At 76.8% G+C, this 21,076-nt stretch carries 21 protein-coding genes; 8 read left to right on the top strand and 13 right to left on the bottom strand.

Features of this window, described 5'->3' with window-relative positions; genetic code table 11:
• The first annotated feature begins 940 nt into the window (after positions 1-940).
• From ACIQUQ_RS20620 to ACIQUQ_RS20610, 3 genes are read left to right on the top strand one after another with little or no spacing between them, the layout of a single operon-like run.
• Entirely contained in the window at positions 941-2,005 is a 1,065-nt protein-coding gene (locus tag ACIQUQ_RS20620) for a type III polyketide synthase (RefSeq protein WP_403977705.1), read from the top strand.
• A 7-nt stretch (positions 2,006-2,012) separates the two neighbouring features.
• Positions 2,013-2,549, top strand: coding sequence for an isoprenylcysteine carboxyl methyltransferase family protein (locus tag ACIQUQ_RS20615; protein ID WP_403977703.1), 537 nt, complete (start codon positions 2,013-2,015; stop codon positions 2,547-2,549).
• Complete coding sequence (locus ACIQUQ_RS20610) at positions 2,546-3,574, top strand: NAD(P)/FAD-dependent oxidoreductase (protein WP_403977701.1); 1,029 nt, start codon at positions 2,546-2,548, stop codon at positions 3,572-3,574. Before ACIQUQ_RS20615 ends, ACIQUQ_RS20610 begins: the two co-directional genes overlap by 4 nt.
• A gap of 148 nt (positions 3,575-3,722) precedes the next feature.
• On the opposite strand, the gene ACIQUQ_RS20605 is transcribed toward ACIQUQ_RS20610, so the two are convergent.
• Positions 3,723-5,705 (bottom strand): amino acid transporter, encoded by a 1,983-nt coding sequence (locus ACIQUQ_RS20605; RefSeq protein ID WP_403977699.1) that lies wholly within the window; start codon positions 5,703-5,705, stop codon positions 3,723-3,725.
• Positions 5,706-6,216: 511 nt separating this feature from the next.
• On the opposite strand from ACIQUQ_RS20605, the gene ACIQUQ_RS20600 reads away from it, so the two are divergent.
• Positions 6,217-6,414 carry a hypothetical protein gene (locus tag ACIQUQ_RS20600; RefSeq protein WP_403977697.1) on the top strand — a complete coding sequence of 66 codons (198 nt, stop codon included), beginning with the start codon at positions 6,217-6,219 and terminating at the stop codon, positions 6,412-6,414.
• Positions 6,415-6,434: 20 nt separating this feature from the next.
• Here ACIQUQ_RS20600 and ACIQUQ_RS20595 read toward each other — a convergent pair whose 3' ends face one another.
• Complete coding sequence (locus ACIQUQ_RS20595; RefSeq protein WP_403977695.1) at positions 6,435-7,568, bottom strand: glutamate--cysteine ligase; 1,134 nt, start codon at positions 7,566-7,568, stop codon at positions 6,435-6,437.
• A 345-nt stretch (positions 7,569-7,913) separates the two neighbouring features.
• Between ACIQUQ_RS20595 and ACIQUQ_RS20590 the strand changes: the two genes are divergently transcribed.
• From ACIQUQ_RS20590 to ACIQUQ_RS20575, 4 genes are read left to right on the top strand one after another with little or no spacing between them, the layout of a single operon-like run.
• Positions 7,914-8,603: a HemK2/MTQ2 family protein methyltransferase gene (locus tag ACIQUQ_RS20590; RefSeq protein ID WP_403977693.1), complete on the top strand. Its 690-nt coding sequence runs from the start codon at positions 7,914-7,916 to the stop codon at positions 8,601-8,603.
• On the top strand, positions 8,587-8,883 hold the full coding sequence (locus ACIQUQ_RS20585; protein WP_403977691.1) for a CDGSH iron-sulfur domain-containing protein: 297 nt from the start codon (positions 8,587-8,589) through the stop codon (positions 8,881-8,883). Before ACIQUQ_RS20590 ends, ACIQUQ_RS20585 begins: the two co-directional genes overlap by 17 nt.
• Positions 8,880-9,944 carry an iron-containing redox enzyme family protein gene (locus ACIQUQ_RS20580; RefSeq protein ID WP_403977689.1) on the top strand — a complete coding sequence of 355 codons (1,065 nt, stop codon included), beginning with the start codon at positions 8,880-8,882 and terminating at the stop codon, positions 9,942-9,944. Before ACIQUQ_RS20585 ends, ACIQUQ_RS20580 begins: the two co-directional genes overlap by 4 nt.
• A gap of 2 nt (positions 9,945-9,946) precedes the next feature.
• Positions 9,947-11,095 carry a YbdK family carboxylate-amine ligase gene (locus ACIQUQ_RS20575; RefSeq protein ID WP_403977687.1) on the top strand — a complete coding sequence of 383 codons (1,149 nt, stop codon included), beginning with the start codon at positions 9,947-9,949 and terminating at the stop codon, positions 11,093-11,095.
• 57 nt (positions 11,096-11,152) lie between these two features.
• Here the strand turns inward: ACIQUQ_RS20575 and ACIQUQ_RS20570 are convergent, their stop codons facing one another.
• The 11 genes from ACIQUQ_RS20570 to ACIQUQ_RS20520 all read right to left on the bottom strand — a co-directional run bounded on the left by ACIQUQ_RS20570 (position 11,153) and on the right by ACIQUQ_RS20520 (position 20,310).
• A complete protein-coding gene (locus tag ACIQUQ_RS20570; protein WP_403977685.1) occupies positions 11,153-11,857 on the bottom strand; it encodes a 2OG-Fe dioxygenase family protein in 705 nt (234 codons plus the stop codon).
• Positions 11,858-11,955: 98 nt separating this feature from the next.
• Entirely contained in the window at positions 11,956-12,951 is a 996-nt protein-coding gene (locus ACIQUQ_RS20565; RefSeq protein WP_403977683.1) for an SDR family oxidoreductase, read from the bottom strand.
• Between the two features lie 103 nt (positions 12,952-13,054).
• Positions 13,055-14,686, bottom strand: coding sequence for a phytoene desaturase family protein (locus ACIQUQ_RS20560; protein WP_403977681.1), 1,632 nt, complete (start codon positions 14,684-14,686; stop codon positions 13,055-13,057).
• 11 nt (positions 14,687-14,697) lie between these two features.
• The gene (locus ACIQUQ_RS20555; protein WP_403977679.1) at positions 14,698-15,213 is read right to left on the bottom strand and encodes an SRPBCC family protein; all 516 of its coding nucleotides are present in this window, start codon (positions 15,211-15,213) and stop codon (positions 14,698-14,700) included.
• Positions 15,214-15,302: 89 nt separating this feature from the next.
• A complete protein-coding gene (locus ACIQUQ_RS20550; RefSeq protein WP_403977677.1) occupies positions 15,303-15,770 on the bottom strand; it encodes a hypothetical protein in 468 nt (155 codons plus the stop codon).
• 155 nt (positions 15,771-15,925) lie between these two features.
• Positions 15,926-16,861, bottom strand: a complete 936-nt coding sequence (locus ACIQUQ_RS20545; RefSeq protein WP_403977675.1) for a glycosyltransferase family 2 protein — start codon at positions 16,859-16,861, stop codon at positions 15,926-15,928.
• A 53-nt stretch (positions 16,862-16,914) separates the two neighbouring features.
• Complete coding sequence (locus ACIQUQ_RS20540; RefSeq protein ID WP_403977673.1) at positions 16,915-17,916, bottom strand: glycosyltransferase; 1,002 nt, start codon at positions 17,914-17,916, stop codon at positions 16,915-16,917.
• Positions 17,913-18,758 (bottom strand): glycosyltransferase, encoded by an 846-nt coding sequence (locus ACIQUQ_RS20535; protein WP_403977671.1) that lies wholly within the window; start codon positions 18,756-18,758, stop codon positions 17,913-17,915. The genes ACIQUQ_RS20540 and ACIQUQ_RS20535 overlap by 4 nt, the downstream gene beginning before the upstream one ends.
• Before the next feature lie 26 nt (positions 18,759-18,784).
• Entirely contained in the window at positions 18,785-18,985 is a 201-nt protein-coding gene (locus ACIQUQ_RS20530; RefSeq protein ID WP_403977669.1) for a hypothetical protein, read from the bottom strand.
• Positions 18,982-20,106 (bottom strand): glycosyltransferase, encoded by a 1,125-nt coding sequence (locus tag ACIQUQ_RS20525; RefSeq protein WP_403977667.1) that lies wholly within the window; start codon positions 20,104-20,106, stop codon positions 18,982-18,984. Before ACIQUQ_RS20525 ends, ACIQUQ_RS20530 begins: the two co-directional genes overlap by 4 nt.
• Positions 20,107-20,118: 12 nt before the next feature.
• The gene (locus tag ACIQUQ_RS20520; RefSeq protein WP_403977665.1) at positions 20,119-20,310 is read right to left on the bottom strand and encodes a hypothetical protein; all 192 of its coding nucleotides are present in this window, start codon (positions 20,308-20,310) and stop codon (positions 20,119-20,121) included.
• Between the last annotated feature and the right edge of the window lie 766 nt (positions 20,311-21,076).

The following is a 21,076-nucleotide window of genomic DNA, read 5'->3' as shown; positions in this document are numbered from 1 at the left end:
GGCGTCCCGGGCGCCCCGGGTGCGGCCGCGGCGGGCCGTAGCCGTACCTGCACGCGCCGGCCCCGCGGGCTGAGCGCCGCCAGGGCCTCGGCAGGCGTGCGGCGGCCCGCCCGGGGGCGATCGCGGCGGGCGGTCTCCGTGCCGGCAGGGGCGCCCGTGCTTGGGGCTCGGCAGGGCCCGGCCCTCCTCGGCGGGCGTGCGGCGCGCATGAAGCCTGGGTCCTGCACGGCGCGGGCCTCATCATCGACGACCTCATCGAGCCGCGGCCCGGACTCGGGACACCCAACGGCCACACCAGACCTGACAGGCGGTGCCCCTGCGGATGGGGTCGGCGGTGATCGAGGGCTTGTCGTTGAAGAACGGCTGTTCGTCGACCCGGGCCGGGCATCCCGGGCACGCGCGAGGCCCCGTTCACGGCTCCGCCCATCCGTGATCGCCGGGAGTGTGCGGCCCGGCACCGCCGGCGAAGACCTCGTCCAGCGCCCCGGCGACCCCTGATGGCTACGTGGGGCACGCCGTCACGGCAGGGTCGCGCGGCCTGGCACAGATGGCACAGACGCGTTCAGCGCCCAGCGCAGTCGTGGCGGCCGTCGTTGACGCCCCGGCACGCTCGGCCGGCGCAGCCGGGCTCCGCGGCTCGGTCCGCCGGACAGGGTTGCGCGCAGCGGCCGGGCACGCCGGGCACGGCCCGGATCCTTCGGCCCCCCTCCGCGCCCACCCGAATCCAGCGCCTCCGGCCCCTCGGCTCACCCGCGCCCAGCCGCTCGGGATGCCTGCGCACCACCACGCCCCGCTGCCCCGCGCACTCACGCCCGCCGACCGGCTCATCCGGCGCCCCGTGGCCGGCGCCCCCGGCGCCCCCGGCGCCCCCGGCGCGCCCGGCGCGCCCGGTGTGGCCGTGTTCAGGGGTCAGGCGGGCCCCTGTCCCTATGTTGGAGCGATGACACGCGTCCTCGCGGTGAGTACGGCGTTCCCGCCGCACCGCCACACGCAGCAGGAGATCGCCGAAGTCCTCGCCTCCTGCATGCCGTCCGGGGCCGATGCCGCGCTCCTGCGCCGGCTGCACGGAGCGGCGGGGGTCGAGACGCGTCACCTCGCCCTCCCCCTGGACCGGTACCGGGAGCTCGGCGGGTTCGGGCACACCAACCGGCTGTTCGTGGACCTGGCCGTGGCGCTGGGTGCCGAGGCAGTGGAGCGGGCCCTCGACGAGGCCGCGGTCCGGGCCGAGGAGATCGACGTCGTCGTCTCCACGACCGTGACCGGCATCGCCGCGCCCTCCGTGGAGGCCCGGCTCGCCGCGCGGGTCGGACTGCGGCCGGACGTGGAGCGGGTGCCGCTGTTCGGTCTCGGCTGCGCGGGCGGTGCCGCCGGGCTGGCCCGCGTACACGGACTGCTGGCCGGCCGGCCGGGCCGCAAGGCGCTGCTGCTGTCCACGGAGCTGTGCTCGCTCACCCTCCAGCCGTCCGACACGTCGATGGCGAACCTGGTGGCGGGGAGCCTGTTCGGGGACGGGGCCGCCGCACTGGTGGCGGTGGGTGACGAGCAGGACGCCGCGCCGGCGGTCCCCGCACCCGGACCGGTGGTCAGGAGCACGCGCAGCCGCCTGTACCCGGCTACCGAGCACCTGCTGGGCTGGGAGGTCGGCGACTGGGGGTTCCGCATGGTCCTGGGGCGGGAGGTCCCCGAACTCGTCCGGCTGCACGTGGCCGAGGAGATCGAGTCCTTCCTCGCCGGTCACGACCTCAAGCCCCGGGACGTCGCCGCCTGGATCTGCCATCCCGGGGGCCCGAAGGTCCTCGACGCGCTCGCCGGGGCCCTCGGGCTGCCGGACTCCGCACTGGCCCCCTCCCGGCGGGCCCTCGCCGCGACCGGGAACCTGTCCTCCGCCTCGGTGCTGCAGATCCTGCGTGACGCCCGCGCCTCGGCGCCGCCGCCCGGCGCTGCCGGCCTGATGATCGCGTTCGGCCCGGGGTTCTCCTCCGAACTCGTGCTGCTGGGCTGGTGAGGCGCGCATGACGGTGTACGTCGTCCTGGTCCTGCTGGTCGTCGCCGAGCGGTTCGCGGAGCTCGCCGTGGCGCGCCGCAACGGCGCCTGGAGCCGGGCGCGGGGCGGGCTGGAGCACGGGGCCGGCCACTACCCGGTGATGGTCGCCCTGCACACGGCGCTGCTGGCCGGCTGCCTGGTCGAGCCCTGGGCGGCGGACCGGCCCTTCCTGCCGCTGCTGGGCTGGCCCGCGCTGGCCCTGGTGCTGGCGGCCCAGGGGCTGCGCTGGTGGTGCATCGCCACGCTCGGGCGCCGCTGGCACACCCGCGTGCTGATCGTCCCGGGCCTGCCGCTGGTCGCCTCGGGCCCGTACCGCTTCCTCCGCCACCCCAACTACCTCGCGGTCGTCGTCGAGGGCGCGGCGCTGCCGCTGGTGCACTCCGCCTGGGTGACCGCGCTCGGCTTCTCCGTCCTCAACGCCGCGCTGCTGTCCGTGCGCATCCGTTGCGAGGACGACGCGCTGGCGTCCGCCCGTGCGGTCGCGGCCGCCGGCGCGGCTCCGTGATCGACCTGTTCGTCGTGGGCGGCGGCCCGGCGGGGCTGGCCACGGCGATCCACGGTGCGCTCGCCGGGTTCGAGGTCGTGGTCGCCGAACCGCGTGGCACCCCGGTCGACAAGGCGTGCGGCGAGGGCCTGATGCCGGGCGCGGTACGCGCGCTCGACGCGCTCGGTGTGGCGGCGCCGGGCCGGCCGCTGCGTGGCATCCGCTACCTGGACGCGGCCGGCGGGCGGTGCGCCGAGGCGGAGTTCCGGGCGGGACCCGGCCTCGGGGTGCGGCGCACGCTGCTGCACGGGGCACTCGCCGCCCGGGCCGCGGAGCTGGGCGTGACGGTGGTCCCGCGCCGGGTGCGCCGGGTCAGCCAGTACGACACGCACGTCGAGGCGGACGGGACCGCGGCCCGTTACCTGGTGGCCGCGGACGGTCTGCACTCCCCGGTCCGCCGCTCCCTCGGGCTGGAGGTGCGGCCCGCCGGGCGGGCGCGGCCGGCGCGCTACGGGCTGCGCCGTCACTACGCGGTCGAGCCGTGGAGCGACCTGGTGGAGGTGCACTGGTCTGCGGGACGGGAGGCGTACGTGACCCCGGTGGGCCCGCGTGAGGTCGGGATCGCCGTGCTGACCTCGGAGCAGTGTCCGTACGACGCCCAGCTCGCGGCCTTCCCCCTGCTGCTGTCCCGGCTGGGCGGGGCCGGGCGGACGCCGGTGCGGGGGGCGGGCCCGCTCCGCCAGGAGGCCCGGGCGCGGGTGGCCGGCCGGGTGCTGTTCGTGGGCGACGCCGCCGGGTACGTCGACGCGCTGACCGGGGAGGGGCTCGCCCTGGCCCTGACGGCGGCGGGCGAGCTGGTGCGCTGCGTGCGCGAGGGGCGGCCCGCGGCGTACGAGGGGGCCTGGTGCCGGCTGTCGCGGAGCTACCGGGTGCTGACGAGGTCCCTGCTGTGGGCCCGTGACCAGCCCCGCCTCGCGCCCCTGATCGCCCCGGCGGCGGCACGGTTCCCGGGGGTGTTCGAGCGCGCGGTGAACCTGCTGGCGTGAGGGCCGCTCCGGGCGGCGGGACGGGGGCCGTGGCGAGGCGGGGCAGCCGCGGCGGGACGGGGGCAGCCAGCGTGGGGCGGCGGCAGGGGCGCTGCCGCGGGCCCCGCGGCCGGCCGTGCGGCGGCCGGCCCCGGGCCCGTACGGTTCCTCAGCCGCCCACGTGGATGCCCGGGCGGCGGTCGGGGTCCGGCTCGTGGCTGCGGATGATCTCGCGGGTCACCGGTGCCGTGTCGCCGCGGCCGAGGAGGAAGTACCGGACCATGTGCACCAGCGGGCTGCCCTCCGCCCAGGCGAAGTGGCACTGCGGCTGCACACCCGTGGCGTCGCGGAGGGCCAGCAGGATGGCGGCGATGGCGTTCGGGGCGGCCGGCGCGTCGGCGCGCAGGATCCGGTACCCGTCGACCTCGACGCCGTGGACGGTCAGCGTGTCGCTGAAGTCGGACGGGTCCACCACGTCGATCTCCAGGAAGATCACGTCGGCCGTGCCCGGGACGGGGTTGGCGCCGCGCTGCTCGCGCTCCTTGTCGGCGTACTCGGCGGCGTCGCCGGCCTGGCGCCGGTTGGCGATGAGGTTGATGGCGTTGTCGAAGGCGAGGGTGTCGTCGATGAACCGGCGGGCGTCCTCGTCGAAGACGATGCGGTCGGCGCGCAGCTCGGTGGTGCGGGACACGCGCGAGACCAGCGAGACGACGATGATGCCCGCGATGAAGAAGGCGGAGATGACGATGCCGTCGGGCTTGTCGATGATGTTGGCGACGAGGGCGTAGAGCAGCACCGCGGTCAGGAGCGCGAAGCCGATGGTGGGCAGGCGCCGGCGGTGCCGGGCGACCGAGACGGTGACCGCGAAGGCCCCGGAGACCATCATGGCCAGGATGCCGGTGGCGTAGGCGCCGGCCTGCTCGTCGACGTCCGCGTCGAAGGCGATCGTGATGAGGATGCAGAGCACCGTGTAGACGATCACGACCGGGCGGACGGCGCGTCCCCATTCGGGGGCCATGCCGTAGTCGGGGAGGTAGCGGGGGACGATGTTGACCAGTCCCGCCATGGCGGAGGCGCCGGCGAACCAGAGGATCAGGATCGTGCTGATGTCGTAGACGGTGCCGAAGCCCTCCCCGACGTGCTCGTGCGCCAGCCACGCCAGGGCGCGGCCGTTCGCGGCGCCGCCCGGCTCGAACGCCTCGTGCGGGATCAGGACGGTGGTGACGAAGCTGGCCGCGAGCAGGTAGACGCTCATGATCGCGGCGGCGGTGGTGAGCAGGCGGCGGGTGTTGCGGATCCGCGACCGCAGGCGCTGCTCGGCGTCGGCACCTTCGGCGGCGACCAGCGGCATCATGCTCACGCCGGTCTCGAACCCGGACAGACCGAGGACGAGCAGGGGGAACGCGAGCAGCGCCGGGCCGAGCAGGTCGCCGAAGCTGCCGCCGGTCTCGGCGAGGGCGTCGGTCCACGAGGACCAGGCGCCGGGGGTGCTGATCACGTGAACCAGGCCGACGCCGATGACCACGGCGTTCAGGGCGAGGAAGACGGCGACGAGCGGGATGGCCACGCTGACCGCTTCGCTGAACCCGAGCAGGAACACCCCGCCGAGCACCAGCAGGAGCACGACGGTCAGGGCGACCTCGTGGCCGTGCAGGGCGGTCGGGAAGAAGGGGTTCTCCACCACGTGCACGGACGCGTCGGCGGTGGAGAGGGTGATCGTGATGATCCACGACGTGGCGACGAAGCCGAGCAGCACCAGGACGAACAGCTTGCCCCACCAGAACGGGAGCAGGTCCTCCAGCATCGCGACCGAACCCGCGCCGTGCGGGCTCTCCTTGGCCACCCGCCGGTACATCGGCAGCATTCCGAGGAGCGTCAGCGCCACGATCAGCAGGGTGGCGAGCGGGGACACGGCGCCGGCTGCGAGGGCGGCGATGGCGGGGACGTAGGCGAGGCTGGAGAAGTAGTCCACGCCGGTCAGGCACATCACCTTCCACCAGGCGTGCGGCTCGGCGTGCGCCTCTCCGGCCGCCGGGCCGACGGGCTGCACCCGGTGCCGCAGCATCCATTGCGCCAGCCTGCCCGTGGGCTGCGGCCGCAGCACCGGTTTGTCGACCACCTCCGGCATCGCCGGCTCGTTCGCCTGGCTCATGTCCCCCATCAACCCATCCCGATCCGTCCGGCGCACGCGCACCGGCTGCCCCTGGCCGTCCTCGGCTGTCCTCCGACTGCGGCGGCAGCCACACCGTGGTCACACCGCGACCGCGGCAACAGGGCTCTCACAACGATCACCGAGTATGGGCCCGCCACCGGACCCGTCGGTCCCGGGACACCCGCGGCCGGGGCGCCTTTGCCCGTTTCGCCGAGGTCCCGGGCCGGTGGGCGACGGTCCTGGCCGGTACGGCGGAATCCTGGCGGCCGGGGCTTCGTAAAGCGGAAAGCCCAGGCCATGGGGCGGGGCGCGGGGCTCGGTCCGGGGCCCGCGGACCGGAGACCCGGCTCCTCCACCCGGGGAAAATCTTGACGCATCGTTAACGCGCACTGCGGTGGCAGCACCCACGGAGACCATCACCTCGGGTAACCGAAATCATGCGGTATGTCACACCTCGTGCCACGGTGGTCGGGCAAGGTACCCCCGAAGTCCCCCGGAGGAGTCGACAGCCATGGGCGGAATGCAGGACAAGAAGCAGCAGCCGGGCAAGGGCCGCGAGGAACAGAAGCAGAAGCGGGACCAGCAGCCCGGGCAGGGCGCCGCCCGCTCCTCCCGCCAGGAGGGGAAGAGTCCCGAGGAACTGCGCCGCCGGGAGGACGAGACGGGGCGTGAACGCGGCGACGAGGACATGCGCGACGACGACGTGTAGGACCCGCTGCCCGACCCCGCTCACACGCCCCCGTGGGGCTGGTCCGGAACCTCGGTGGTGATGCGGCAGCACTCCTGCACCACGGCCGGCAGGTCACCGCGCTCGCGCAGGATGGCGCGCTGCGCACGGGCGCCGTTGCCCCGTTCCAGCAGGTGCGCCATGCCCTTGCGCGCGTCCTCCAGGTCGCCGGTCTCCTCCAGCGCGTCCCGTACGTGCTCCAGGAGCGCCTCGGCCACGGCCGCGGCCGGCGCCGGTGCCATGGACCGGGGGTCGATCAGCGGGCCGTCGAGCCCGGACCTGGCGGCGCGCCAGGACGCCAGGCGCATCAGGGCGACGCCGATGCGCGGCGGCGGGTCGCCCGCACGCCAGGCTCGGGCGGCGGTCTCCACCAGGGCGCGGGACACCGTGGCGAGGAGGACCGCGGTGGAGGCGTGCAGGCAGACGTCGGCCGTACGGATCTCCACCGTCGGGTAGTTCGCCGACAGCCGGGCGTCGAAGTAGACCATCCCGACGTCCCGCAGCACGCCGGTGGCGAGCATGTCGTCGACCTGCCGGTGGTAGCGGTCCGCGGTGCCGAAGACCTCGGTGGGTCCGGCGGACGGCCAGCGGTTCCACACGCGGCTGCGGTAGCTGCCGTAGTCCGTGTCCGCGCCCTGCCAGAAGGGTGAGTTGGCGCTCATGGCCGTGAGGACCGGCAGCCAGGGGCGGATGCGGTCCAGGACGGCGACGCCCTCCTCGTCGGACTCGACCGAGACGTGCACGTGGCAGCCGCACGTCAGCTGCTCCTGTGCCGTCAGGCCGAACTGCTCGCCGACCCAGCGGTACCGCTCCCCCGGGCTCATGGACGGCTGGACGGGCAGCGGCGAGGTGGCGAGCGCCGCGACGCCCGCGCCGACGCCGGCGGCGTGCCGGGCGGCCTCGGCCCGCCAGCGGCCGATCTCCTCCGCCAGCTCGCCCATGGACGTGACCGGACGGGTCGCGAACTCGACCTGCTCGTTCTTGAGCTCCTTCTCGAACGCCTCGTCCTGCCCGTCGGGCGCCGCGCGGGACGCGGCGGCCAGCACGGCTGCGGAGAGCGCGAGCGGCTCGCCCGTCGTACGGGCGACGAGCAGGAGTTCCTCCTCGACGCCCACGCTCCGCACGGCGGCCGTCATCGGGACCCCCCGCTGCGGTGGCGCGCCCGGCTGCCGCCCCCGGAGCAGGTCAGCAGCAGTGCGAGCAACGCGGGAGCGGTGAGCAGCAGCACGGTCCCCATACCGGACCTTCCTGTCGACGTGACGATGCGTACCGTCTGACCGCTTTCCCCGTGTCGAAACCCGGAGCCGGCGCCGGCGGGACACGGCCTCACGGGGGCGCTTCCGGCGCCGGCCGGCGTCAGACCCGGGACGGCCCCTCGTGCTCCGCCTCAGCACGTGCGACGGCCGGTGGGTGGGATGCGGGCGGGGGTTCGGGGTAGGCGCGGTGATCACTGGAGGTTTTCGTACGTGTGGAGGTGGACGATGGCCGTTGCCGCAGGTGCCGGGGGCGCCGTCCGTGATCGGCTGGTCGCCCTGCCCGGCGTGTACCGGCCCCAGGCCGACAGCCGGCTGCTGGAGGCCGCGGTGGCCCGTGAGGACATCGGGCCGGGCCGGTCGGTGCTGGACATCGGTACCGGGACGGGAGTGGTCGCGCTGCGCGCCGCGGAGTCGGGTGCGGACGTCACGGCGGTCGACGCGTCGTGGGCGGCGGTGCTGGCCGCCTGGCTCAACGCGCGGCTGCGCCGCCTGCCGGTCAAGGTGCGGCACGGCGACTTCGCCGTACGCGCCGGACGCGGGCCCCGTTACGACTTCGTCCTCGCCAATCCGCCGTACGTGCCCTCCCCGGACGCCGCACTGCCGGTCCGCGGGGAGCGGCGCGCGTGGGACGCCGGCGGCGACGGCCGGGCCGTGATCGACCCCATCTGTGCCGCTGCCCCGGCCCTGCTGCGGCCCGGCGGTGTGCTGCTCATGGTCCATTCCGCGATGTGCGACAGCGAGCGCACCCTGGCGATGCTCGCGCGCGGCGGCATCTCGGCGCGCGTCGAGGCGCGTCGCCGGATCGGGTGGGGGCCCGTGCTGCGCGGGCGCCGGGCCTGGCTGACGGAGAAGGGCTTCGCCGCGCCGGGCGAGGACCGGGAGGAACTGGTGGTCATCCGTGGCCGGTACGCCTGAGACGCCGCGGATGCCCGGGACGGGGGGAGCCGGGCCGGAGGGGGACGCGGCCGTGTGCCGGGTGCGGTTCGAGCCCGGCGGGCCGGTGCTGCTCGAAGGGCCCGTGGAGGTGGTGATGCCCGACGGCAGCGTCGCGGCCTCCGACCGGTTCGCGGTGGCCCTGTGCACCTGCCGGCGGACCCGGACGCCACCGTGGTGCGACACCAGTCACCGTCGCCGCCGGCGCGCCCCCGCACGTGCCGCGGCGGCCGACCCCGAGGGGAAGGAGAACGAGCGATGACCCCGCGTACCGCGACGCAGAGCCCGGCGGAGGGCCGGACCGGTGCTGCCGGGCCGGACGGTGGCCCGCCGCGGCTGCCCGGCGCCCGCGGGCCGCTGTCCGCGTCCGTGCTGGACGCCCTGCGCACCGGCACCCCGTCGGAGCCGGCCGTGCCCGAGCCGGACGTCGCGGCGGCCGACCCGTGGGGCGAGGACCTCCAGCTGGCGCTGTACGTCCTCTACGAGCTGCACTACCGCGGCTTCGCGGGCGTGTCCGACGCCCTGGAGTGGGACCCGGACCTGCTGCGGCTGCGCGCCCGGCTCGAGTTCCGGATGCTGACCGCGCTGCGCGCCGCGCTGGACGACGTACCCGCGACCGTGGACGCGGCGTTCGGGCCGCTGCTGGAGGAGCCCGCCGACCCGGAGGGGAGCCTGAGCCACTTCCTGGAGACCGAGGGCGAGCTGTGGCAGCTGCGGGAGTACGCCGCCCTGCGTTCCCTGTACCACCTCAAGGAGGCCGACCCGCACGCGTGGGTGCTGCCGCGGCTCACGGGCGAGGCCAAGTCGGCCATGGCGGCCATCGAGTACGACGAGTTCGGCGCCGGCCGGGCCGAGCGGGTGCACGCCCGCCTGTTCGCGGACCTGATGACCGGCCTCGGACTGGACCCCGCGTACGGCGGCTACCTGGAGCAGGCGCCCGCGGCCGTCCTCGCCACGGTCAACCTGATGTCGCTGTTCGGCCTGCACCGGGAGCTGCGCGGGGCGCTGGTCGGCCACTTCGCCTGGGTCGAGGTGACGTCCTCGCCCGGTTCACGGCGGCTGGCGGGAGCCATGCGGCGCTGTGGCGCGGGGGCGGCGGCCGAACACTTCTACGCCGAGCACGTGGAGGCGGACGCCGTGCACGAACAGGTCGTGCGGCACGGGGTGGTCGGCGGACTGCTCCGGTCCGAGCCCGGCCTGGAGGCCGACGTCGCCTTCGGGTGCGCGGCCACCGGCTTGCTGGAGGACCGTCTTGCGGACCGCCTGCGGGCCCGGTGGACGGCAGGGGCGTCGGCGCTGCGCCGGCCGCTGCCCGGGGAGTGACCGTGCCCGGTGGCGGGCCCGGGGTACCGCTGCTCGGGGTCGAGGAGGAGTTCTTCCTGGTCGACCCCGCCACCGGGCGGATACGGCCGCGTGCGACGGAGGTGGTGGCCGCGGCGCGCGCCGCGGGTCACGGCGGGTCGGTCTCGGGTGAGTTCACCCTCTACCAGATCGAGACCCGGACCCCGCCGTGCGCCGGCCTGGCCCGACTGCGTGCCGAACTGGCCGCGGCGCGGCGGGCGGCCGCCGCCGCGGCCCGCGCCCACGGCCTCCGCCTGTGTGCCTCCGGTACGCCCCTGCTCGGCCGGGTGGACCCGGCGGCCGTGGCCGACCATCCCCGCTACCGGGCCGGAACGGCCCAGTACCGGGGCATGATGGCGGACTTCGCGCTCTCCGCCCAGCACGTCCACGTCCACTGCCCCGACGCCGAGGAGGCGCTGCTGGTCGGCAACCACCTGCGCCCCTGGCTGCCGCTGCTCGTCGCGCTGGGCGCCAACGCGCCGTACCACCAGGGCCGGGACACCGGCTACGCGAGCTGGCGTTCCGTGGTGCGCCTGCGGTTCCCGTGCCTGGGGCCCCCGCCGTACGCCGCCTCGGCGGCCGGTGCCGGGCGGACCGCGCGGCTGATCGCGGCTTCGGAGGCCATGCTGGACACCTCGCTGCCGTTCTGGGACGTGCGGCCCAACCCCCGGCTGCCCACCGTGGAGGTCCGGTGCCTGGACGTGGTGCCGGAACTCGACGACGCGGTGGCGCTGGCGGCACTCGTACGGGGTCTCGTGCGGGTGTCGCTGCGGGCGGTGCGGGCCGGCGACGTGGGGCCGCCGGTCGCGGCGGAGGAGGTGCGGGCCGCGTACTGGAAGGCGGCCAGGGACGGACCCACGGGCACCGGCGTCGATCTGCTCGCCGGCCGCCTCAGGCCGGGTGTGGAGCTGCTGGGAGGCCTGCTGGAGCACGTCGGGGAGGCGCTGTCCGAGACCGGTGAGCTGGACCTCGTACGGGCCCGGCTGTCCGGCGTCGTGGGTGGGGGGCGGGTGGCGGGGGCGGCCGCCCAGCGCGCGGCCGCAGCGGCGCCCGGCGGACTCAAGGGGGCGGTGCGGTGGCTGGTGGAGGCGACGGAACGGGAGCCGGACGGGGGCGGGGACGGCTTTGTCTGACGGGGGTGCGGGGCTCCGGGCGCGGGCGTTCGGACGGGGCCTTCGGCGGCGGCCCGTTCACGGTGCGGCGAAGGTGACCACCAGGACGTCGCGGTGGGCGGGGCGGTCCGGATCACTGGGGGTGACGGCGGTGACCCCGTGGAGGGTGCGCCGGTCGTCGCCCAGCAGCAGCGTCCCGGGCTCCGTCAGGACGGTGCTGAGCAGGGGGGCTCCGGAGGGGGCGTAGACGGTGCTCTCGCCGCCTTCGGCGTTCACCCGGGACACGAGCAGGGAGGACACCAGGGTGACTCCGTCACGGTGGACGCCCTCCGGGGTGGGTTCGCCGCCGCGGCCGCCGGTGGCCGTGACGCGGAAGGGGTGGATCTTCACCGTCCACTCGGGCGGGTCGGCGAGGACGGCGGCCGCCTCGGCGAGCAGATCCAGCAGTCCCGCCAGCAGCGGATCGGCGGTGAACTCGCCGGTGAGCGGAGCGAACTCGCGCGCCCTGCCGACGTACAGCGGGTTGCTGTCCTCCGGCTGCAGGAAGTCCCCGTGCGGCCGGGGTTCCGCGGCCCGGCCCGGTCTCATGCCGAAGTGTCCGTAGCGCCGCAGCCGGTGCGTACCCGCCTCTTCCGTGTAGGGGTCGGTCACCAGGCGGTCCCAGTGCCGGTCGAACTCGGCCCACCGGTGCCGGTCGGCGCCGAGACGTCCGCCGACCTCGTCGGGTGGCAGCAGGCAGTAACCGGGTCCGGCCAATGCGTCGAGGGTGCGTGTGTCGTCCATGGCGGGCGTGTGCCCGGGCCGGGGCCGCACATGCCGTACGGCACCGGCCCGCGTGGCTCGGACGGCGCCGGCCGGCACCGGTGGCGGGGGCGTGGCGGTCAGCCGAGGCCGCGGGAGCCCGTGTCGCCGGGCCGGCCGCCGGTTGCCGTGTCGCCCGGCCAGCCGCCGGCTGCCCTCTGGTCCGGACGGCCGCCGGTGACGGTGGGACCGGGGCGGCCGTCGGTTGCCGTCGTGTCCGCCCGGCCGCCCGCGCCCAGCAGTCCCGTGGCCCCGAGGCCCCCGTCGGCCGCGAGGCGCGGCAGGTCGCGGCGTGCCACCCGGGTGACCAGGGGCGGCAGCCCGGCGCGCACCACCTGGACCGCCCGGAGCCAGGCGGGGACGTACACGGCCACCGCGCGCCGCTCGGCGCGGTCCACCAGGCGGGCGGCGACGGTGCCCACCGGGTGGACCCGGCGGGCCGGGGGCGGCATGTGCGCGCGCAGCTCACGCAGCACCGGGTACCGGTCGGCGTCCTCGATCATGTCGGTACCGGTCCAGTTGAGGTACGCGATGCCGACGCCGACGTGGCGGTGGGCGAGTTCGGCGCGCAGGCAGTGGGCGAACGCCTCCACGCCCGCCTTCGAGGCGCAGTACGCGCTCATCAGCGGCGCGGCGCCGAACGAGGCGAGGGAGGCGATCTGCAGGAAGTAGCCGTGCGTCTCGAGGAGCGCGGGCAGGAAGGCGCGCGCGGTCGTGGCGCTGCCGGTGAGGTTGACCTCGACCACGCGCCGCCAGGTGGCCGGGTCGGAGCCGGGGAAGGGGCCGCCCTCGGCGAGTCCGGCGTTGGCGACGACCACGGACGGCGGTCCCAGGGTGGCCGTGACCTCCTCCGCGACGCGGGCCATGGCCGCGTCGTCCGTGACGTCGGCCTCCCAGCAGGCGGCCAGGGCGCCGAAGGGCGCGGCGACTTCGGCGAGCCGCGGGCCCTCGTGTCCGACCAGCGCCGTGCGTACGCCGCGGCCGGCGAGCTCCCGCGCCAGGCCTGCGCCCAGTCCGCGGGCCGCGCCGGTGACGACGGCGACCCTGCCGCTCAGCGGGCTGTCGTGCGGTGCCATGCCGCCTCCTGCGAGAAAGGCCGTGGCGGGCCGGGCCCTCCACGGGGGGCTTCGTGCGGGCCCGGTCCGGGCGCGGACCCTGTCCGTTCGTGCTCGGGCCCGTTCACGCGGGGCCCGCCGCCCGTCCCTTCCGGTCCCGGCGGGCCAGGACGCGCTGGGTGCGGGTCAGCAGGCGGTCGGTGTGGCGGCCGCGCAGCGCGGCCCGGGCGGCGTTGGCGCCGGGCGCGCCGTGGACGCCGCCGCCGGGGTGCGCGCTGGCGGACGCCAGGTAGAGGCCGCGTACGGGGGTTTCCGGGCGCCCGGTACCCGGCAGCGGGCGGAAGAGCAGCTGCTGGTGGAGGGCGGCGGTGCCGCCGTTGATGGCGCCGCCGTGCAGGTTGGCGTCGAGCTGTTCGAGGGTGGGCGGGGCGAGGACCCGGCGGGCCAGGACCCGGGAGCGGAACCCGGGCGCGTGGCGTTCGACCTGCTCCTCGACCCGGTCGGCCATCCGCTGCTGTTCCGCGTGGTCCCAGGTCCCGCTGAGGCCCTGGCCGCCGGCGTCGCCCCGGACGTGCTGCGGGACGTGCGTGTAGGCCCAGGCCGACTCGGTGCCGGCCGGGGAGCGGGTGGGGTCGGCGGTGGTCATCTGGCCCATCAGGAGGAACGGTTCGTCCGGCACCTGGCCCATGGCGATCTGGGCGGCGAAGCGCGTGAGCGCGTCGACGCCGTCGGCCAGGTGGACCGTACCGGCCCTGGCGGCCCCGGCGGCGGTCCAGGGCACCGGCCCGCTCAGCGCCCAGTCGACCTTGACGGTCGCGAAGTCCCAGTGGAAGGCCTTCAGGTCCGCCAGGAGCCGGCCGGGCAGCAGGGCCTCGTCGACCAGGCCGCCGTACAGGGCCGGGGCGGCCACGTCGGCCAGGACCGCGCGGCGGGCGGCGACCCGGCCGCCGTCGGCCGTACGGACGCCCACGGCCCGGCCCTGCCGGACGACGACCTCGCGTACCGGGGTCCCGCAGCGCAGCACTCCCCCGGCGGCCTCCAGCCGGCGGACGAGGGCCGCGGTCAGGGCGCCGGCGCCGCCGACGGGGACCGGGAACCCGTACTTCTGCCCGAGCATGCACATCAGCCACCCGAAGCCGCCGCTGCCGGCGGCCTCCGGGGTCAGGTCGGCGTGCAGCGCGTTGCCGGCCAGCAGGAGTCGTCCGCCGTCACCGGTGAACTCCTCCTCGCCCAGCCGGCGCACCGGCAGCATCAGGGTGCGGGCCAGGTGCAGACCGCCGGCCGCGCGCAGGCGGGGCAGCAGGCGCAGGGCGGGCAGCAGGGGCGGGAACGGGGTGAACAGGGACCGCAGCAGGTCGGGGCCGATCCTGTCCCACGTCGCGCACAGGTCGCGCCAGGCTGCTCCGTCACCGGCCGCGAAGGCGTCCAGGCCGGCGGCGGTGGCGTCCACCCGGTCCTCCAGCACGGCGCAGCGGCCGTCGGGCAGCGGGTGGGCCAGGACGCTGGGCGCCCGGGACCAGCGCAGCCCGTGGCGGCCGAGTTCCAGCCGGTCGAGTACGGGGGACGCGGCAGCCAGGGGGTAGAAGGCGCTGAAGACGTCGGACACGTAGCCGGGGTGGACCCGGCGGTCGCTGCGGACGGCGCCGCCGGGTTCCGGCTGTGCCTCCAGGACTTCGACGCTCCAGCCCGCGTCGGCCAGCACGTTCGCGGCCACGAGCCCGTTGGGGCCGGCGCCGATCACCACAGCGTCGGGCATCGGCTCTCCTCTCAGGGTCCGTTGCCGGCCGCTCGTGCGGCGGGGCGGCCGCCGGTGTGCCCGCCGGAGTGACCGTCGGCGTGACCGCCGGTGTCCGGCCGCTCCTGGACGAGCTCGGCCAGCCGGCGCAGCATGCGGCGGTTGCGTACGTGCAGCAGGGCGTCCAGCGGCGCGCTGTGCAGGGCGCCGCCGGGCCCGCGGAGCGGGTGCTCGTCGACGATGACCAGGGTGTGCGCTCCCCAGGGCCTGAGCTCGATGGCGATCCGCGCCGTGCCGAGCCGCCCGCTGTCCGCCTCCAGTTCCAGGAGCCGGCCGGGGTCGGCGGACCGGACGGTGGTGACGCCGGAGCCGGAGAGCGGCCCCAGGCGGACGGTGTACTCCAGGCGTGCTCCCTCGTCCGGCCAGTCGCCGTCGACGGGGCGCGATCCGGTGGGCCCGACCACCCACCGGCCGTACAGCCCGGGGTCGGCGAGTACCGCCCACACCCGGTCGGAAGGGGCTTCGACGAGCTGGTGCCGTACCGCCATCCCTCCTCCTTCGCCGGTGCGCCGTCTGCGCGGCCGTGGGGCGCGCCTACCCCGGCCCGGCCGCAGCACACTCCTGCCCGGGCAGGGGCTCAGCCGGACGGGGCCGGGTGGGGTCCGGGCGGGGGCGCGGCTCCGTCCGGGAGTTCCGCGGCGAAGACGTGCACGCTGACGGTCGGCCCGTGCTCCCGCGCCGCCTGCATCCGGTGGTAGAAGGTCTCGTCGAAGCAGAAGCCGTCGCCCGCGGAGACCTGCGTGGCGTGCGGGGCGCTGCCGAAGCGGACCCGTTCGTGGAGGAGGGTGCCGCGGGCCACGTACACGGCGCCGCGGACGTCCTCGTGGTCCAGGTAGCAGGTGCCGGGCGGCACGTGGTCCCAGCCGACCGCCCAGACGCCGAGCGGGCCGGCCCTGAAGAGCTGGACCCAGCTGCCCTCGTCCTCGGAGGCCGTGAGCCGCTGGCGCCAGCGCAGGTAGTCGCGGCCCACCTGGCGTGCGATGCCGAGCAGTTCCTCGGGCGGCGGGAGCGCCGTGGAGGAGCGCGCGGCCGGTCGTCGGTCCATGGACCGCTGCTGCCCGGGTTCGCCCTGCTCAAGCAGGGTGGTTGCGTGCGGCCCGGACACGGGCGGCGTGCCGGGCCGCCCGCGGCGGGCGTCAGGTGTCGTGCCGGTCTCCGGCGGCGCGGCCCGGGCGTCGTGCCGGCCCTGCGGCGGCGGCCTCAGGTGGCGTACCAGGTGCCGGTGGCGGGGTCGTGCCGGACCAGTCCGAGGCGGGCGAACTCCCGCAGCCAGCCGACCATCGGCCAGTGGCCCCAACGCCGGCGGAACAACGCGCCGTTGCGCAGGATGTCGTCCAGGTGCCGCACCGGCGGGTCCTCGACGGGGTGGTACTGGTGGTACGCCGGGGCGCCGCCCAGCCAGCCCACCCCGACCCCGGCGCGGTCCGCGAGGCGGGCGAAGTCGGTGTCCTCGCCGCCGTACCCGGTGTACTCCTCGCAGAACCCGCCGATCCGCGCCCAGGTGGCGGCGGTGACCGCGAAGGACAGCGACCAGAACAGGTCCGGGTCGCCACCGGTCACGAGCTCGCCCGGGCCGGGGTCCGGACGGGCGGGGTGCGGAGCGGCGAGCTCCGGAAGGCGGGCGAGCCGGTATCCGGCGGCGGGTGGGGGCGGCAGGTAGGCGACCGTGCCGCAGAGCAGCAGGCCGTCGCGCGCGGCGGCGGCGTAGCGGGCGACCGTTCCGGGGCCGGGCACGCAGTCCACGTCCAGGAAGACGAGCACGCGCGCCCCCGCGTCGAGGGCGTGCCGGGCGCCGGCGTTGCGGGCGGCGGCCAGCGGCAGCCGGCCGGGGACGGGCACCGGCACGGGGACGGCGTCGCCGTGCGGATCGCCGGCAGCGGCAATGCGGCCGGCCTCCGGGTCCGCCATGGTGACCACGACGTGGTGGTCGGGCCGGCGGGTGCCCCGGGCGAGCCCGGCCTGCTGGAGGGCGAGGTGCCGGTGGCGCCCCGAGACGGGCGTGACCACCGCGACCCGCCCGTGGCCGACGGCGCCGTCGGGCGGGGGCTCCTGGGCGCGTACGACGGCCCCGCGGTCCGGGCCGGGGGCAGGTGCCCCGCCGGCCCGGCCGGGGGCCTCGGCAGTCCGTCCGGGCACGTGCGTCCCACGGGCCCCCGCAGGCGGCATCTCCGGCGCCCCGCCGGACGGCGTCACGGATCCCATGGCGTGCCCGCCAGTTCGTCCAGGGCGCGGGCCGCGCGGCGGGCCCCGTCGCCGGGCGCCCAGCGGGCCCAGGCGCCGCCGTCCAGGGCGGCCGCCTCGGCCAGGACGGCGGGCCACTCCAGGGGTTGCGGCCAGGCCGGCCGGACCACGGCGAGGCGGGCGACCGCCAGGGCGCGTGCGGTGCCGTACTGCTCGTCGTACGGCCGTGGCTGCGGCAGGATGACCGCCGGCCGGCGGGCGGCCGCGCACTCGGCGACGGCGTTCTGGCCGGCGTGGGTGACGACGACGTGCGCGGCACTGATGCGGGGCCAGGGGTCGCCCGACCAGGCGCCGGAGGGCCCGCCCAGTACGTCCCACTCCCACTGCGGGGTGGCGGCACGGGCGTCGCGCACCTCGTCGGCGGTGATGCGGCTGCCGCCCGCCCCCAGCATGAGCAGCACCCGCCGGTGGCCGCCCGGCACGGGCGGTGGTGGGCGGGTCCGGCCGTCGGACCGCGAGAAGGCGCAGGTGTAGACGGTCTTCTCGTACCAGTGGGCGGGCCAGCCGGGTTCGGGGAAGGCGGCGGGCCAGGGTGCCAGCAGGCGCAGCGCGATGTCGTGCCCGAGCCGGTGCGGCGGATCGCGGCGCCGCCCGCGCATGGCGGCGACCACCACGGGTACGCCCATCAGCCTGGCCAGGCAGGCCACTTCGACGGACACGTCGCTGACCAGCAGCGCCGGCCGGGTCCTGGCGAGCCAGTCCGCGATGGCGGCCATGCGTTCCTGGTAGCCGGGGTGCCGCAGGGGCGCCCAGTGCAGCCGCCCGTGCGCGCGGACGTCGATCACCGGTTCCTCCCCGGTGTCGAGCGGCAGCCGCACCCACTCCCCCGGCCAGCCGTCCGGGGGGTCCAGACTGGAAAGGCCGGTGAGGGGGCTGCGGGCCTGCCCGGCCACGCAGAGCGCCCGGTGGAGGTGGCCGAGCCCCTGGTGGTGGACGTAGTAGCCGATCACGACAGCAGCTCCTCGTACAGGGCTTCGTAACGGTCCGTCATGTGGCCGACCGAGCAGAAGGACTCCGCCCGCTCGCGGCAGGCGCTGCGGCTCAGGCTGCGGGCCCCGGCGAGCGCGGCGGTGAGTGCCTGCACATCGGGGTAGGGCACCAGCCGACCGCAGTCGGGCGTGAGGATCTCGCCCAGGGCCCCGCGGTCGAAGCCGCACACCGGCGTGCCGCAGGCCAGCGACTCCGCCACCACCAGGCCGTACGGCTCGTCCCAGCAGGGGGTCACCAGCGTGGCCGATGCCGAGCCGACGAGGGCGGCGAGTTCCGCGCCGCCCAGGTGGCCCGCGTACCGGATCCGGCTGCCGAGGCGGGGCTGCACCCGCTCGCGGAAGTACGGGCGGTCGACGACCGGTCCGGCCAGCGTCAGCGGCAGCCCGGCGGCCTCGGCCGCGGCGATGGCCAGGGCCGGCCCCTTCTCGGGCACGATCCGGCCGTACCAGACGAGACCGCCCCCGCCCGGACCGGCCGGCCAGCGCCGGACGTCGACGCCGTTGCGCACCACGCGCGCGGCGCTCACCAGCGGCCGCCAGGCGCGCGCCGTGTGGGCGCTGACGGCGGTGAACACCACCGAGCCGGTGGCGTCGGCCTGGATCGCGGACTCCATCCAGGGGGTGGGCGGCGTGTGGAGCGTGGTCACGACGGGGGCGGGCACGGCGGAGGCCATGGCGATGGGGAGGTAGTGGAGGCTGTTGTTGTGCACGACGTCGTAGGGGACCCCGCCACGGCTGGGCGACAGGTCGAGCATGAGCCGCAGGTACGCGTGGTGCTCGGCCAGGGCGAGGGGATCGGTCATGCTCAGGTCGGCCCGGGCGGCGTCGCTCAGCCGGGGGGTGTGGACGGGCAGTTCGCGGACGCCGAGGGCGGGGTCGGAGCCGGGGCCGCGAACAGCGCGACGCGGTGGCCCCGGCTGCGCAGTGCCGTGGCCAGCACCCACGTGTGCGCCTCCAGCCCACCGGCGAAGGGCTCGCGGATCGGGAAGCGCGCCGACGCGATCAGGGCGATGCGCAGGGACCTGGTCATGGCAGGCAGGCTTCGTAGAGGGCCCGGTGGGCGGTGGCCAGGGCCTGCCGTTCGGCGGCGCGGGACGCCGGATGGGCGCGCCAGGCCGGCCGGTGGTCGTAGGCCGCACGGACGGCCGCTTCGAGCGACTCCTCGTCGAGTCCGTCCTCGCCGTGGCGGTAGGTGTGGCAGGGGCGCTGCTGGGCGTAGTAGCCGCAGTCGGGGGCGGCGACGGCCGTGCCGAGGTCGTGGCAGGCCTCCAGCCAGCCGGAGTGCGTGCCGAAGGTGTAGGGCAGCACGGACAGGTCGAGGGACTGGAGGTACGTCCAGAGGGCGTCGTCGTCGAAGTAGTCGTGCACCCGCAGGTCCAGCCGGTCGTGGGCGGCCAGGGCGCGCAGGCCCGCGACCACTTCCGGGGCGTGCGCCCGCGAGCCGGGGTCGTGGGTGTCGGGGTGGATGTCCACCCGGAGCACGGCATCCGGCAGGGCGGCGGTGATCCGGGCCAGGGCGGAGACCACGGGCAGGGGCGCCATGTTGGGGCGCAGGCTCTTGGCGTGCACGCCGATGACGAAGCCGGCGCGGGTTCCGCGAGGGCGGGACAGCGCCGGTTCGTCGACGACGTGGGGGTGGGGCAGCACATGCGCGGCGCGGCCCCACCGGGCGGCGATCTCCTCAGCCGCGCCCGGGGTCAGGGTGATGAGGCAGTCGGCGGCGGGGATCAGGACGTCGAGGGCCGCGTCGTGGGCGCGGCGGTCGGGGTGGTGCGGGTTGCGGAGGTCGTGGACGGTCTGCACGAGCGGCTTGCGGTGCCGGCGCAGCTGACCGACCAGGTCCGCCAGCTGGTCCGGCGTCTGGGCGTCGAAGCCGAAGTGCAGGTGGTAGACGTCGAAGGCGTGGCGGTTGGCCCGGACCCAGCCGGGGTCGAGCATGACCGGGGGCCACCACCGCTGGGAGGTGCTGGGGGCGCCGTTGGGGCGGGGGTCCGGCAGCAGGGTCACACCGTCGGAGCCGTCCGAGGCGTGGATGTGTCGTACGTACACGTGTCCCGACGGCACCGAGGCCACCCGGATCTCACGCCGCCGGGCAGGGCGGCGGACGAGCGGGTACGGGGTGCCGCCGGGCGGCGGGACGGCGGGGGCCACGGCCCGCGCCGCCTAGTCCTCGCCCCGGACGATGTTCCACTCCGGGCCGTCGGGGAGTGCCTCGGACCGGTTGCCGGGGCGGGCCGTGACCGCGCCGCCGCCTGGGGCCCCGGCCCGCCGGACGACCGCGGGACGGCACGTGCGGACGCGCTCGTCGGCCGGGATGTGACTGCTGATCGGCTGGGTGTCCGCCTGCGTTTCCACGGCCGGCACCTCCCCGTCTGACGTGGATGGCTTGCCGTACGGCCCGCCCGGTCGGTGGGCGGGTACCCGAGGACGGACCCGCCATGCGGTCGGTGTAGGGGCGGCCGGTGCCCGGCCACACGCCGGAGGGGTGGGCGACCTGACGCGGGGGCGGGGCGATCGGACGTGCCGGGCCGGTGGGCGGCGGGGGGGCGTCCCCCCGGCCCCGGGCCCTCGCCTGGCGGGTCGGCGGGTCGGCGGGTCGGCGGGTCGGCGCCACGACGAGTGCCGCCGCCGGAGCGGTGTGCGGCCTGGAGCCCGGAACGGCCCGCGGAACGGCCCGACCGGGCCCGGCGATCACCCGGCCGGGCGGCCCGGCCCTGCCCAGCGGATCCCGGCCCGGCGCAGCCCGGGCTGCGCCGACCCCGGCCATCACCCGACCGGGCGGCCCGGCCCGGCGGATCCCGGGCCGGCGCAGCCCGGGCCGCGACCCGGCCGTCGCCCGACCGGGCGGTTCGGCGTGCAGACGCACGCGGGGCCGGGCCGCGTGTGTGGCGGCCCCGCGCATCCCAGCCCGGCGCGCGCCCGGTACTGCCCGACGGGGCGGCCCGGCGTGCCGGACGCAGGCGGGGCCGGGCCGGCCCACGTCACGTGGCGGCGCGGCCCGGCGCGTCAGCGCATGCCAGTCCACCGGCGAGAAGAGGCGACGAGGTACGGGGCGGGGGGGGCGGGGGCCGGGGGGGGGCGGGCCGGGGGGGGGGGGGGGGGCGGGCCGGGGGGGCGCCCG

It is taken from the genome of Streptomyces sp. NPDC101118, from assembly GCF_044759445.1.
Classification (GTDB): domain Bacteria; phylum Actinomycetota; class Actinomycetes; order Streptomycetales; family Streptomycetaceae; genus Streptomyces.
The sequence above is the reverse complement of the archived record's forward strand: the minus strand, read 5'-3'. Positions and strand labels throughout refer to the sequence as shown.

What these genes read in the sequence shown, in the direction of transcription:
- ACIQUQ_RS20620 (WP_403977705.1), top strand. Translation starts at nt 941, where the DNA reads ATGACACGCGTCCTCGCGGTGAGTACGGCGTTCCCGCCGCACCGCCAC.
- ACIQUQ_RS20615 (WP_403977703.1), top strand. Translation starts at nt 2,013, where the DNA reads ATGACGGTGTACGTCGTCCTGGTCCTGCTGGTCGTCGCCGAGCGGTTC.
- ACIQUQ_RS20605 (WP_403977699.1), bottom strand. Translation starts at nt 5,705, where the DNA reads ATGAGCCAGGCGAACGAGCCGGCGATGCCGGAGGTGGTCGACAAACCG.
- ACIQUQ_RS20600 (WP_403977697.1), top strand. Translation starts at nt 6,217, where the DNA reads ATGGGCGGAATGCAGGACAAGAAGCAGCAGCCGGGCAAGGGCCGCGAG.
- ACIQUQ_RS20595 (WP_403977695.1), bottom strand. Translation starts at nt 7,568, where the DNA reads ATGACGGCCGCCGTGCGGAGCGTGGGCGTCGAGGAGGAACTCCTGCTC.
- ACIQUQ_RS20590 (WP_403977693.1), top strand. Translation starts at nt 7,914, where the DNA reads ATGGCCGTTGCCGCAGGTGCCGGGGGCGCCGTCCGTGATCGGCTGGTC.
- ACIQUQ_RS20580 (WP_403977689.1), top strand. Translation starts at nt 8,880, where the DNA reads ATGACCCCGCGTACCGCGACGCAGAGCCCGGCGGAGGGCCGGACCGGT.
- ACIQUQ_RS20570 (WP_403977685.1), bottom strand. Translation starts at nt 11,857, where the DNA reads ATGGACGACACACGCACCCTCGACGCATTGGCCGGACCCGGTTACTGC.
- ACIQUQ_RS20565 (WP_403977683.1), bottom strand. Translation starts at nt 12,951, where the DNA reads ATGGCACCGCACGACAGCCCGCTGAGCGGCAGGGTCGCCGTCGTCACC.
- ACIQUQ_RS20560 (WP_403977681.1), bottom strand. Translation starts at nt 14,686, where the DNA reads ATGCCCGACGCTGTGGTGATCGGCGCCGGCCCCAACGGGCTCGTGGCC.
- ACIQUQ_RS20555 (WP_403977679.1), bottom strand. Translation starts at nt 15,213, where the DNA reads ATGGCGGTACGGCACCAGCTCGTCGAAGCCCCTTCCGACCGGGTGTGG.
- ACIQUQ_RS20550 (WP_403977677.1), bottom strand. Translation starts at nt 15,770, where the DNA reads ATGGACCGACGACCGGCCGCGCGCTCCTCCACGGCGCTCCCGCCGCCC.
- ACIQUQ_RS20535 (WP_403977671.1), bottom strand. Translation starts at nt 18,758, where the DNA reads ATGACCGATCCCCTCGCCCTGGCCGAGCACCACGCGTACCTGCGGCTC.
- ACIQUQ_RS20530 (WP_403977669.1), bottom strand. Translation starts at nt 18,985, where the DNA reads ATGACCAGGTCCCTGCGCATCGCCCTGATCGCGTCGGCGCGCTTCCCG.